The organism is Rhodococcus sp. OAS809, assembly GCF_040546695.1.
Taxonomy (GTDB): domain Bacteria; phylum Actinomycetota; class Actinomycetes; order Mycobacteriales; family Mycobacteriaceae; genus Rhodococcus_F; species Rhodococcus_F qingshengii.
The window spans coordinates 451,361-463,762 of the sequence record NZ_JBEPOI010000002.1; the positions used below are offsets into that span (position 1 = coordinate 451,361).

General features: G+C 63.0%; 14 protein-coding genes. 4 read left to right on the forward strand and 10 right to left on the reverse strand.

From position 1 onward, the window contains the following. Positions 1–28 precede the first annotated feature (28 nt). The 3 genes from ABIE52_RS05295 to ABIE52_RS05305 all read left to right on the forward strand — a co-directional run bounded on the left by ABIE52_RS05295 (position 29) and on the right by ABIE52_RS05305 (position 3,454). Positions 29–1,174 (forward strand): 8-amino-7-oxononanoate synthase, encoded by a 1,146-nt coding sequence (locus tag ABIE52_RS05295; RefSeq protein WP_030537107.1) that lies wholly within the window; start codon positions 29–31, stop codon positions 1,172–1,174. Further along, positions 1,171–1,854: a dethiobiotin synthase gene (bioD, locus tag ABIE52_RS05300; protein WP_030537106.1), complete on the forward strand. Its 684-nt coding sequence runs from the start codon at positions 1,171–1,173 to the stop codon at positions 1,852–1,854. Before ABIE52_RS05295 ends, bioD begins: the two co-directional genes overlap by 4 nt. Positions 1,855–2,041: 187 nt before the next feature. Next, positions 2,042–3,454, forward strand: coding sequence for a GGDEF domain-containing protein (locus ABIE52_RS05305; protein ID WP_230587611.1), 1,413 nt, complete (start codon positions 2,042–2,044; stop codon positions 3,452–3,454). A gap of 61 nt (positions 3,455–3,515) precedes the next feature. Here ABIE52_RS05305 and ABIE52_RS05310 read toward each other — a convergent pair whose 3' ends face one another. The 7 genes from ABIE52_RS05310 to ABIE52_RS05340 form a co-directional block, all read right to left on the reverse strand. Continuing rightward, the gene (locus tag ABIE52_RS05310; protein WP_003941745.1) at positions 3,516–4,898 is read right to left on the reverse strand and encodes a tripartite tricarboxylate transporter permease; all 1,383 of its coding nucleotides are present in this window, start codon (positions 4,896–4,898) and stop codon (positions 3,516–3,518) included. Next, positions 4,895–5,386, reverse strand: coding sequence for a hypothetical protein (locus tag ABIE52_RS05315; RefSeq protein WP_003941716.1), 492 nt, complete (start codon positions 5,384–5,386; stop codon positions 4,895–4,897). Before ABIE52_RS05315 ends, ABIE52_RS05310 begins: the two co-directional genes overlap by 4 nt. A 76-nt stretch (positions 5,387–5,462) precedes the next feature. Next, positions 5,463–6,431, reverse strand: coding sequence for a hydroxymethylglutaryl-CoA lyase (locus ABIE52_RS05320; protein WP_080712772.1), 969 nt, complete (start codon positions 6,429–6,431; stop codon positions 5,463–5,465). 5 nt (positions 6,432–6,436) lie between these two features. Continuing rightward, positions 6,437–7,720: a hydroxymethylglutaryl-CoA reductase, degradative gene (locus tag ABIE52_RS05325; protein ID WP_030537103.1), complete on the reverse strand. Its 1,284-nt coding sequence runs from the start codon at positions 7,718–7,720 to the stop codon at positions 6,437–6,439. Positions 7,721–7,832: 112 nt separating this feature from the next. After that, entirely contained in the window at positions 7,833–9,806 is a 1,974-nt protein-coding gene (locus tag ABIE52_RS05330) for a helix-turn-helix domain-containing protein (RefSeq protein ID WP_233272337.1), read from the reverse strand. 10 nt (positions 9,807–9,816) lie between these two features. Beyond that, positions 9,817–10,332 (reverse strand): tail fiber domain-containing protein, encoded by a 516-nt coding sequence (locus tag ABIE52_RS05335; RefSeq protein WP_030537101.1) that lies wholly within the window; start codon positions 10,330–10,332, stop codon positions 9,817–9,819. Continuing rightward, complete coding sequence (locus tag ABIE52_RS05340) at positions 10,316–10,444, reverse strand: hypothetical protein (protein ID WP_003941742.1); 129 nt, start codon at positions 10,442–10,444, stop codon at positions 10,316–10,318. Before ABIE52_RS05340 ends, ABIE52_RS05335 begins: the two co-directional genes overlap by 17 nt. A 288-nt stretch (positions 10,445–10,732) precedes the next feature. On the opposite strand from ABIE52_RS05340, the gene ABIE52_RS05345 reads away from it, so the two are divergent. Next, entirely contained in the window at positions 10,733–10,897 is a 165-nt protein-coding gene (locus tag ABIE52_RS05345; protein ID WP_180279628.1) for a hypothetical protein, read from the forward strand. A gap of 5 nt (positions 10,898–10,902) precedes the next feature. Here the strand turns inward: ABIE52_RS05345 and ABIE52_RS05350 are convergent, their stop codons facing one another. From ABIE52_RS05350 to ABIE52_RS05360, 3 genes are all read right to left on the reverse strand, one after another. Beyond that, positions 10,903–11,277 (reverse strand): VOC family protein, encoded by a 375-nt coding sequence (locus tag ABIE52_RS05350; protein WP_030537100.1) that lies wholly within the window; start codon positions 11,275–11,277, stop codon positions 10,903–10,905. A 29-nt stretch (positions 11,278–11,306) separates the two neighbouring features. Beyond that, positions 11,307–11,720 carry a VOC family protein gene (locus tag ABIE52_RS05355; RefSeq protein ID WP_030537099.1) on the reverse strand — a complete coding sequence of 138 codons (414 nt, stop codon included), beginning with the start codon at positions 11,718–11,720 and terminating at the stop codon, positions 11,307–11,309. Between the two features lie 101 nt (positions 11,721–11,821). Further along, positions 11,822–12,394 carry a helix-turn-helix domain-containing protein gene (locus tag ABIE52_RS05360; protein ID WP_030537098.1) on the reverse strand — a complete coding sequence of 191 codons (573 nt, stop codon included), beginning with the start codon at positions 12,392–12,394 and terminating at the stop codon, positions 11,822–11,824. Positions 12,395–12,402: the final 8 nt, after the last annotated feature.

The window sequence follows — 12,402 nt, forward strand, 5'->3', positions numbered from 1 at the left end:
TAACCATTGAGTTGAACGGTGTTCAAGTATGGTCGGAAAAGTGAACACCTCGCTGAATTGGCTGACGGCCGTCGAAGCGGACCGCAGGGCCGCTGGACTGCGTCGCGAACTCCGTCCTCGCACGGTCGACTCCCCGTTGATCGACCTGGCGTCGAACGATTACCTCGGACTCGTGCTGCACCCCGATGTGATCGAGGGTGCCGCGGCGGCTCTGCGCCGTTGGGGCGCGGGCGCCACGGGCTCTCGTCTGGTCACCGGCACCACCACCGAACACGAACTGCTCGAAGTCGAACTGGCCGAGTTCGTCGGGGCGGACTCCGGACTTGTCTTCTCCTCCGGTTACACAGCCAATCTCGGCGCGGTGACGGCGCTCTCGGGTCCAGGGTCGTTGATCGTCTCCGATGCGGGATCGCATGCCTCGCTGGTGGATGCCTGCCGCCTGTCACGTGCTCGGGTCGCCGTTGCTCCGCATTCGGACGTGGGCTTTCTCGCCGACACGTTGCGCAGCAGAGTGGAAGAGCGAGCGCTGGTCGTCACCGATTCGGTCTTCAGTGCCGACGGAGACCTCGCGCCACTGCGGCAGATGCATCAGGTGTGCCGCGAGTACGGGGCGATCCTGTTGGTCGACGAGGCGCATGGCATCGGTGTGCGCGGTGCCGGTGGACGTGGACTCGTCCACGAGTCGGGCCTGGCCGGTGAACCCGACGTCGTCGTGACGGCAACACTGTCCAAGTCGCTCGCCAGCCAGGGCGGAGTTGTGCTCGGTGACAACAAGATCCGCGCGCATCTCATCGACGCGGCAAGAACGTTCATCTTCGACACCGGTCTCGCACCGGCCGCCGTAGGCGCGGCCAGGGCTGCACTCGCCGTACTCCAGCGTGAGCCGACGCGAGCGCTCGACGTCCTGGCCCGGGCATCCGAGTTGGCGGACGTCACCGGTGCTCCGTCGCCTGAATCTGCTGTCGTCTCAGTCGTTCTCGGTGATCCGCAGCGGGCGTTCGATGCCGCGTCGGCGTGCCGGGATCAGGGGTTGCATGTCGGTTGCTTCCGCCCGCCGTCGGTTCCGGAAGGAACGTCACGGCTGCGTCTGACCGCACGAGCGACGCTGTCCGCATCCGAGATGGAGCAGATCGCTCTCGTACTGCGCGAAGTATTGGCCGGAGCCCGAGCATGAGCATTTTCCTGGTGACCGGAACGTCGACCGACGTCGGAAAAACAGTGGTGACAGCCGCATTGGCATCGGTGGCCTTGCAGTCGGGAAAGTCGGTTGCAGTGCTCAAACCGGCCCAGACCGGCGTCGACGTGGACGGTGCGGGTGATCTGGCCGAGATCGAGCGTCTGACCGGCGGCGGTGCGACGCTGGTCGAGTTGGCGCGGTACCCCGAACCTTTGGCGCCGGATACTGCTGCACGTCGAAGTGGTCTCCCGTTGTTGGCGCTCGACGACGTGGTTCGGGTCGCCTCCGACCTGGACACCACCCACGACTTGACCCTGATCGAAGGCGCCGGCGGCTTGCTGGTCCGCTTGGGCGTCGACGGGTTCACCGCTCGCGATCTTGCCGCGGCTCTGGCAGCGCCAGTGGTGCTGGTGGTTGCGTCCGGCCTGGGCACGCTCAATCACACGGCACTGACCGTGGAAGCCCTACGTGCATCCGGCGTGGACTGCGCCGGGTTGGTGATCGGTTCGTGGCCGCAGGAACCGGACCTCGCCGAGAGATGCAATCGCGAGGATCTGGTCTCGGTCAGCGGTGTTCCCCTTCTCGGGGTAATGCCTGCCGGAAGTGGGGGCGCGAGTGTCCGAGAGTTTGCTCGCACCGCTTCGATCACGCTCGGTGAACTTCATTTGACCAACTGACGACGTAACATCCGATTTGTCCGCATCGATAGCCAAGGCACAGTGGGGCGCCTTGGGTTTCGACGTCCCTCGCGTACGATTCCGGTCGGTATATTTCGACGGGTGTCTTGCGGCGACCCTGCATCCGGGGCGCCTTGGTCACCGACAGTGGTTGTCGAATTGTGAGTAGGTCAGTCGAATGTAGGTGGTGAGCACGGTCGAAAAGTCGTTGTCGTCATCGGCCGTACGTCGCGCACTGCTTATCGGCGTAGTCGTCTTCGTCTCGTGCCTGGTCGGAATTCTGAGCCGTCTGCCGGGCACGCTTGCAGTCTTCTGGCCGGCCAACGCGCTGCTACTCGGGATCCTCTTTCGGTCGCCGCGTTCCGCCACACTGCTCACCTGGATCTGCGTCGTAGTCGGTTATGTCGGAGCCGACCTGATCACCGGTGGGGCATGGGAGTCCACGGTGTGGCTCAACGCGGCCAACATCGTCGGGGTTGCGAGCGGCTTCTACGGCTTTCGCTGGGTCGACAGTGAGGACCGTCGACTGACCAGTATTCAGTCCGTCGGCTATCTCGTGTCGATGACTGTCGCCGCCGCGTCGATGGCGGCGCTCGTGGGCGGTATCGCGAACCGCGTGCTGTTCGGCGGGCAGTGGTGGGACGGCTGGTTGCTCTGGTTCTCGAGTGAGTTCGTCAACTACATGACCATCGTCCCCTTGGTGCTGACATTCCCTTCGCTTCGACGAGTGGATCGAGAACCGAAAGCTGTTGCCACGCTTGTGCGTCGATCATTTGTTCCGACGGCGCTGCTGGCCGTCTGCATCATCTTGGAGTGGGTGATAGGCGGTGCCGGAGCGATCGCGTTTGCCATGCCGGCGCTGGTGACTGCAGCCTTGCTTACCAATGTATTTGTCACGTCGGTGCTCACCGCTGTGTCAACTGCCTGGACGTTGGTACTGACGGCCGACGGCCATCTCGGATTGTCCAGCGAGGGCGTCTCGCCGGTCAGCGCGTCGGTCCAGATCGGATTGTCGCTGCTGGCGGTAGCGCCGATCGCGGTGGCCTGTGTGATCCTCGAGCGTCGCCGCGCGCTCGAGGCACTCACCCAGGCCGTCACCCACGACGATCTCACCGGTGCGTTGCGCCGGGACGAATTCTTGCGGCGAGGCGGCAGCGTGACGGGTGCGACCGATCCGCGTCGCCACTCTGGACGTCCGGTCAGCGTCCTGATGATGGATCTGGATCACTTCAAGATGGTGAACGACAACCTCGGTCATCGTGCCGGCGATACAGCGTTGGTGAGTTTTGCCGATCAGGTGCGGCGGCACCTCGATGACAAGCACCTCTTCGCCCGATTGGGCGGCGAGGAGTTCGTCGTACTGATGGCCGGTGTCGATCTCGAGGGCGCGACCGAAACAGCCGAGATGATTCGACGCGCGCAAGCGGAGAATTCGTCGGCAGTATTGGGCGACTTCGGGCCGACGGTCAGCATCGGTGTCGCGTGTTCACCCCACGGCGACGCAGACCTGACGCAATTGGTCGATTGCGCTGACGAGGCGTTGTATCGAGCGAAGAAGTTGGACCGCAATCGAACCGTGGCGCTCACGGTCGGTAGCTGAAGAAATACGTGCGGACCCGCAGTTTGTTGCGGGTCCGCACGTGGTGGTGGAGTCGACCGATTCAGAACAGATTGATCAGGGCAGGAACACTGAACAGCGCTACGTAGTAACCCATGAACAGAACTCCGCCGTGAATCTTGAACAGGCGCCCGAGAAGACCACCGACCAGGCCGACCGTCACGGTGATCAGAAGCCCGAGGATGCCGCCCTCCCAGATGCTGATGACCACGACCAGTCCCGTGAACACCGCGATCACAGCTTCGTGACTGATGTGCTTGACCACCGCTGACGCAGCGCGGTACGCGTAGTTCATGGCAAAGGGGTATGCGATGACCGTTGCCGTGACCACTGCGAGCAGTCCGTAGAGCAGGAACTCCCACTGCGTCAGGTACGTGGAGAGATTGTTGATCACTCCGGTTTCCTGATTGGTCTCGAACACCGGTGGAGCGTTGAACAGAGGGGCTGCGGGGCCTGCCGCGAGCGGGCTGAGCGGAAGGCCGAAAGCGACGAGTGGGATGAGGGTTTCCGCGATGTAGGTGGATTCCGTCGTACCGTTCTTCGCCGAGACCATTGTGGTCAGTCGGTGATAGCCGTTCTTGATCCGCGCACCTACCAGCTCACCCATCAGAACAGTCATGGCGACCGGGCTGAAGACGAAGGTTGCGCTCGACACCGTGGAAGCGGCGGCGGTGTAACCGATCTGCTTGCGATCGAGGACCTTCAGAGGATTGGGGAAGTATCCCTTCCATCCTTTGATGTCCGGGGCCAATGCAACGGTTTTGGGTTCACTGCGTTCCATGTCCTTACGGCTCGACGGGCCCAAGGTCAATGCGAGGTCCGCGATCAGCGGCCCGACTGCGATCGCAAGGAAGTAGCTGATGTTCAGCGACACATCGTAATTCGACGTCAACGCGCGAGCGCCGAGGATCAAGATGACGAAGGGAACGAGGGCGACAACCCCGGCCCAGCGGCCTGGTGAGGCGTAGGCGATGCCGATGGCGGCGACCAGGAACAGCCACGGTGCTATCGACTGAACGGTGTCCGCGAACGGCGCGAGGATGGTCGCGAACAAAACGGCAACCGGCACAGCGACGAACGCCGAGATCACTGCTCCCGAGATCGCCTTGCGGAGTGCGATGTGCGGGATGCCGAGTGAGCGCATCATCTGCGCTTCCGGCAAGAGTGGAATCGCCATCGTGTCGCCGGGAATGCCCAGCAGCATCGTCGGCACCGCGTGCGTCATGTGTTTGGCGATCGCACCCGAGAGGAAGAACGTGAAGACCGCCGCCGGGGGAGCGCCGAGCAGAATCACGAGCAGAGTCAGTGGTGCGATCGTGGCGGTCTCGTCCGTGCCGGAGATCAATCCGATGAACGTGAATGCGACCGCGCCGATGATGCCGAAGAGAACGGCAATCAGAATTTCGTTGGTCAGAACCGAACTCATGCGCGCCCACCGTCCTTCGGTGTGTTCGAGACCCGTGCGTGCTCGGCCTCGGCAGCGGCGAAGTGGTCGTACAGACCCAGCTCGCGAAGTTCCTGTCGGCTCTGCTCCGGAATGTCGGCGAGAGTGCCCAGACCCTGGCGCTGTTCACTCATCGTCGTGATGACACCGTCGATCGACTCCGCGTCGGCGGCGGCCAAGGCGACTATCCGCTTCGGCTTGATGAAGATTCCGCAGACCACCCCGGCGAGCAGGCAGGCCGCGATGCCGACCAGAAGGCTGTACGCCTGGGCCAACGACGGTTCGCTGACGACCCGTTCGAACAGTGCCTGGGCCGCGAGAAGGGCCGAGGCGCCGACGACACTGCCGACTGCAACGGAGATCGCGAGGTGTCGACCGTTGACGGTGTCACCCCAGACTTCGAGGTATGTCTGCTGCTCGGTCGGCTCGGTTGTGGTGGTCGGCGTCGTTGCCGGCTGCGGTGGTGACATCAGTCTTCTCCAGTGTCATGCATGGCGGGGTCGTACAGGGAGGGGCTTGCGAGATGAGGGGCTTGCGTTGCGGGTGTCAGGTGCGTGCTGCGCGGAGGGCGGTGACAACTCGGGACGGGCTCGAGTGGCCGATCTGTTCGGCCATCCAGCTGCTTGTATCGGTGAGCGAATCCAGGTCGATGCCGGTGTCGATCCCGAGGCCGTGGAGCATCCACACCAGATCCTCGGTGGCGAGATTTCCGGTCGCGCCCTTGGCATACGGGCACCGTCCGAGACCACCTGCGGAACTGTCGAATTCGGATACCCCAGCGGTCAACGACGCATAGACGTTCGACAGCGCCTGGCCGTAGGTGTCGTGAAAGTGCATGGCGATCTGCGATGTGGGGATGCCACGTTCTCGGAGGGCGCCGAGCAAAGCGAGCACATGGCCAGGTGTGCCGACGCCGATGGTGTCGCCGAGTGAGAGTGACGTGACACCGCTGTCGATCAGGGTCTTTGCGATGTCGGCGACACGCTCGACGGGCACGGAGCCTTCCCAGGGGTCGCCGAAGCACATGGAGATGTAGCCGCGGACGGGAAGTCCCAGGGCTCGGGCGGCCGTAGTGACCTCGGCAGCCGCGGCGATCGCGCCGTCCACCGTGGAATTGAGGTTGCGTTTCGCGAATTCCTTTGTGGCGCTGACGAATACTGCAACCTCGCTCGCTCCGGCGGCGACGGCCCGCTCGAGACCCTTGCGGTTCGGGACAAGAACGACCGTACGTACCGAGTCCGGCAGGTGCAGCCGACCCATCAATTCTTCCGCGTCCGCAAGTTGCGGGATCCATCGAGGTGAGACGAAACTCGTCAATTCGACAGTGCGGGAGCCGGCCGCGACCAGGCGTTCGATGAACTGGGCTTTCGTCTCGGTCGGGATCACCGCTGTTTCCGCTTGAAGTCCGTCGCGTGGCCCGACTTCGTAGATCCGGACCGAGGTCGGCAGCCCCGGCGCCGGCACTCGATGAGGCGCCGGCTTCCACACCGGTGATCCTGCAACTGTTTCGGTCATTGTCGTCAGTTTCCGCCGCGGATCTCGGCGAGAACCTTCTCGGCATGCTCGACGCGAATGCTCTTGTCCGCGATCAGGCGTGCCACCACGGCGTCGATCTCGTTCTTCTGCGCTCCGGCGGTGGCAGCGATGTTGCGGGCGTGCAGCCCCATGTGTCCGCGCTGGACACCCTCACTGGCCAGAACGCGGACCGCAGCCAGGTTCTGCGCCAGGCCGACTGCCAGGATGATGCCGGCGAGTTCCTCGGCGCTCTCGACGCCGAGCATCTTGATTGCGGCCTGCGCTACGGGGTGCACTTTGGTGGCCCCGCCGACGAGGCCGACCGGCATGGGCAGTTCGAGGGTGCCGACGATGTTTCCGTCGGCATTCTTCTCGAAATGCGAGAGCGACGAGTAGATTCCGTCGGCGTTGACTGCATGGGAGTGGCACCCGGCTTCGACTGCGCGCGTGTCATTTCCGGTCGCCAGCACCACGGCGCTGATGCCGTTCATGATGCCCTTGTTGTGCGTCGCGGCGCGGTAGGGATCCAGCTCCGCCAAGCGTGCGGCATGGATCAGGTTGTCCACAACCTCTGCGCCGCCGATCAATTCGGCGTCGAACACGGCGCGAACGCGTGTCAGCCGCAGATCGGCCTTGTTGGTGAGGATGCGCAGGACGACGTGTCCGCCGCCGATCTCGGCGACTCGATCCGCGATTGCCTCGGCCATCGTGTTGACGGCGTTGGCGCCCATGGCATCTCGTACGTCGACGTGAAGGTGAAGGACGACGTAGGTGGCCTTGTCCGAAGAAACGATGCGTACCGAAACGTCCTTCACGCCACCGCCGACGCTGACCAGTTTCGGGTCCTGTTCGTTGGCGAGTGCAATGATTTCTTCACGTGCCTCGAGGAGTCGGATACGGGCGGCTGCCGGATCCACGACGTCGACGAGTTGTATCTGGGCCTGCATGATCGGCGGGGTACTCGAGACGTGAAAGCCGCCGAGTCCGCGTGCGATGCGAGCAGCGTTGCTTGCGGCTGCGACTACCGACGGCTCCTCGGTGGCGAGCGGGATCAGGTAGTCCGTGCCGTTGACCGTGAAGTTGGTGGCCACGCCGACCGGGATGCCGATGACGCCGAGGACGTTCTCGACCATGCGATCGGCCTGGTCGATGGTAAGGCCGTCGGCGGCGTCGTAGACCGCGATGTCTGCTTCGGTCAGGTCGGTCTGGCGGACGATCTCGGCGCGTCGTGCGGCGAGGTCGTAGGACCGGAAATCGGCGATGCGGCTGTTGATGGACCGGTTGTTCATAGACACGTGGGGTCGTCCTCCTGAAGTGGTTCTGTGCTCCGCTTCACAGTAGGGAGGTTGATGCCTGCCAGGCCACGTGCTCACGACACATCGATCGGTCGAAATTGTAGTGTCATGCACCATCGGTGCTGTCGGTGATGCCGCTTCCGGCCTCTTCGGTTCCCACGTCCCGAAGTTCGTCGAGCCTCGTCGCCATGGACACCCGGAAAAAGTTCTCGTCTTCGCGCCACGATTGACCGAGGAGCGTACGGATGCGGTCGAGACGCTGAACGACGGTGTTGGGGTGATAGTTGAGTGCGCGGGCAGCCTTGGTCGGGCTCCCTTCGTTGCGTACCAGGGCACGAAGGGTCGCGGTGAGATCGGTGTCCTTGTCGCGGTCGTACGCGCGTACCGGGCCGATTACTTCGTCGATGAACTGATGAAGTGATTCCGGATTTTCGCCGAACAGAACGGTGTACGGCAGATATGACGCCGTCGTGACCGCGCCGTCGGTCTTGCCCAATGCCGTGAGTAGGCGGGCCGTGCGCAGCGCCGAGGTGAAGCGCGCCGGGAGCTCTTCGGGGCGTTCCGCCGTCGTCGGCGCAATGACTACTGCGTGCGGTCCTACCGAACCGGTGATCTGACGGTGAATGACCGTCGCCGCGGCTGCCGGGTTTCCCGAGCGCGAGACCACCGCGATCAATCCGGCATGCTGCGCCGCCAACCCCGCTACCGGCAGAGACTGCCCGATTGCGCGGAGCGCGGCGGTGCGGAGTTCCGGAGCGACCGACACCACGAGGACGGTGTCCAGTTCGCCGAGGGAGATGCCGAGGTTTCGGGTCCTACGTTCGAGATCGCGCCTGCGCTCGGGCGCAGTGCTCAGCAAGTCGGCGACCAGTTCGTCACGTGCACGCCGGTCCGCTGCTGCTGCCGCCGAGTGTTGCAACACGAGGATGGCAGTGACCTGAGCTGCCCGTTCCACGGTCCGGAGTTCGACGGGGCCGATCGGCGCGTCCGAACGATTCAGCAAGATGGCCCCGAGGAACGATTCTCCGGCGGTGACGGCGCTGACGAGTTGGATCACGGTCTCGCTGTTATCGGCGACAAACGTGCATCGGCCGCTTCGGCGACTCTGGTCGATGGCATCGGACACGGCGGGAGGTAGCGACAACGGCACCGTCGTGATCTGCTCACCCGACGATGTGACGAGAGGGCGTAGCTCATTGTCGACGACGACGGTGCTGCGTTCGAGTGCGCTGCTGAGGGTTCGTGCAACCTGGGCGTAGCCACCGCCGCGGAGAACGGCGTGGATCAGATCCTGGTGGACGATGTTCGATTTGTCCCGCGCGGACACGTGCTCGCGCAGCTCGTCGAGTGCTCGCCCGGTCTCGGCGGCGGATTCCTCGGCGCGGTCCAGCGCCCGTGCGGTTTGCAGGACTACCGAGGCGTGATCAGCCAGCGCAGAGAGCAGGGCGATCTGATCTGCGGTAAATCGTCGTTCCCGGCGGTCGGCGGCAAACAGGACTCCGAGGATCTGGCCGTCGGAGAGCATCGGCACGCCGAGAATCGCCACCAGACCCTCGGCGACGATCGCGGCATCGACCACTTCGTCATGGCGCGACTGCGTGTAGTCGCTGTAGTTCTGAACCCATTGGGCTGCTCGAGATTCGGCAATCGCGCTGACCAGTCCCGCGCCGGCAGGAACTTGCAGATGCTGGAGTTCCGGCGAGACCGCGCCGGCCGTCTTTCGAACATTCAGGTCACGAGTGATCACGTCGAACTCGGACAGGTACGTGACGTCGGTGCCCATGATGTCGTGTGCGCGGTTGACCAGCCTCTGCAGCAGTGTGTCCACGTCGCGAACCTGCGCGAGCTCACGTGCACTCGAATAGAGAACCGCCAATTCGTTCTCGCGACGGCGAAGTCGCCGAAATTCCGACCGACTGGCCCGGATGAGGGCCGCGGTCTCCGCGACCTCCGTTGCACCAAAGCCGAATTCGGCAAGTACCTGTTCGACATGTTCGTCGCCGACTGAATCGGACGTCACGTCGAACAGCGCGGCAATCACGTTGGGCGCTGAGTCGGAGTCTGAATCAGGGGCGGTCACACCGAACAAACTACAGACCGGTGGATCCACCGAATTCGTCGAGCGGTGTGGATATGTGATTGTTGTTTGTTTCCAATGCATTCCGAGTCGTGCTCGTGTCTCCCGTTTCCCGTCTCAGTCTGTTCACGTCCTTCTCGAGCGCGCTGACTTCTGTCTCGAGGGCACTGATTTTGCGGTTCAACGCTTGGATGCTCGCCATGCAGACGCCGTTCGCGTCGACGGCGGAGATCCGGCGGGCGTTGGATCCCAAGCCGAAAATCGCCGCAAAGTCTTGCGCCATCGGACCCAGGTGACGGACCGACTTGTGGTCGAATCCGTAACTCCACGTACTTATTCGGAGTGCCGTCAACCGGTCGAGCACGTCCTGCGCGCTCGTCGGAACATCTACGCCGGTATGCACGCCACGTCGATGCGCGGCCCGTGCGAACACCCACTGCGCGGGGTGTCGCATCGCGGCGTTCACCCGAATACCGACCCGAGTGCCCAAAAATTCAGTGCGCTCGCCCTCGTCAGGCGGTGAGTTCACGTCGTGCGGTTTTGACGGTCTTGTCGCTCAGCAGAATTCCCGCTCCTGCGCCGAGCAGTCCGAGGCCGATTCCGACAGCGGCGCTGCCGAGGCCCAAAGCAATTCCCAACATGATTCCTCCAAAAATTGTGCGGTGAATTGAGGGGCCAGGTGTCCGACGAAAGTGCTGCCGACCTGCTCCGCGCTCATCTTTCACATTGCTCCGCCGTGCGGGCGATGACAACCCGTCTGGACCGAATTTCTCGTGGAAAACACAGGCGTGCAACACTGGGTGAAGAACTGCTGAGTCATCGGCGTCTTGTCGGCGCCGTACGGGCGGCAGTAATTGAGTAGCCATCGACCGATCTCTAACGCAGGTTTATCTGCGCGCGGCAACGATGACCAGGCAAAAGGGTGGCATGTGAACGAATCGAGCAGTGGCTTGTTTTCCGACCTCAGCGCGTCGGAGCCCGTTGTCGACGCAAAAAGCGCCGAGCAACTGGCTGCCGAGCGTGAAACTGCGGCAGCAGAACGCTCCAACACCGACACCGCTGAACAGCGGCAGTCGCGGCTGTTCAGCGGTTAAGCGCGTCAGGACTCCTTGATCACCGACAGAACATTGCCGGCGGGATCGGTGAACCACGCGATGTCGGGGCCGTTGCCACGCATGATGCCTCGCGCATCCTGGGGGAATCCGTCGTATTTGAGAAACTCCACGCCACGTGCGGTCAGTTGGTCGACGGTTGTGTCGATGTCGTCGACGACGAAGTTGAGAATCGTGTAGGTCGCCGCTTCGTGATTCGGCTTCGGATAAACGAGGATCTCGGTTCCGCCGGCAAGATGTAGGCGAATCAGTCCCATGTCTCCGTCGGTTACCTTCAACCCGAGTGTTTCGCCGTAGAACTTCTTTGCAGAGTCGATGTCTGTCACCGAAAATCCGCTGAATGCTTTCGTGTCTGTAAGCATGACTATCTCCGTTCCCAGCGGTTGCCGGACTAGGTGGTTTGGGAATCCGTCATTCCGGATTCCATCTCGGCCCTGGCTTCCTCGCTGAACTCGATGATCTGAACGTAGTTTCCGTCGGGGTCGATCGCAGTGGCGAACAAACTGCCCCCGCGGTCTTCGAGTGGAGCGTGCCATTTTCCGCCGAGCGCATCGATGCGCTGTGCGATCGACCGGGCGTCGTCGGTTTCGACGTTGAGGAACATGCGACCCGGCTGGGGGTTGGTCTCGCCGACGTCGTCGCGTCTGTCGAGCATCACGTAGAAACCGTTGAAGTCGAGCACGTCGTAGCCGGGTTCGCCGGGAGTCCGGTCGACCTTCGGGGCGAACGCCTCGGCGTACCAGTCGCGCAAGCGTTCGGGGTCGGTGCTCGAGAGCAAAATGCTGCTGATGCTGGATCCGGACATGGGTCCTCCTGCTGTCGGTCGTTACTGTCGTCGGCAATCGAGGCTCTGGCCACGTCACCTCCCAGATACAGACTTCCCGCAGCGGCGAAACTCATCGCGGCTCAGGTGTGTTCCGACACCAAGATCGCTGTCGTCCCTGGTTCGAGCGCCCGAAAGATGTGCTCCTCGTCGCCGGGATAAGCAAGGTAATCGCCCGGTCCGAGTTCGATCGGATTTGCAGTGGGCCCGACCTCCGCCCGTCCGGTGCCGATCACGACGTGTTCGGTGGTGCCGCGTGCATGCGGAGTGGAAATACGCGGCTCGCCCGGTTCGGCGACTATCCGATACAGATCGCGTCGTGCGTTCGGTGGGCTCGGCGCCAAGAGCGTCGCGATGTACGACGCGTTTGCCGACGCAATCGCGGGACCTTCTCCGGCTCGAATCAACTGAACGGTCTGTGCCTGAGAGTCGACGAGTTGTGAGAACGGCACACCCAATGCGTTTCCGAGTGCCCACAGAGTTTCGAGGCTCGGATTTCCGAGTCCGGATTCGAGTTGGGAGAGTGTGGACTTGGCGATATCGGCGCGCCGGGCGACCTCCGAAAGGCTCAAGCCTGCTCGGGCACGTTCGCGTTTGAGTGCGACGGCGACCAGTTTCTGAGGAGTCTCCGCTGTATCCGTTTCATTACTGGGCATCGTTCGAT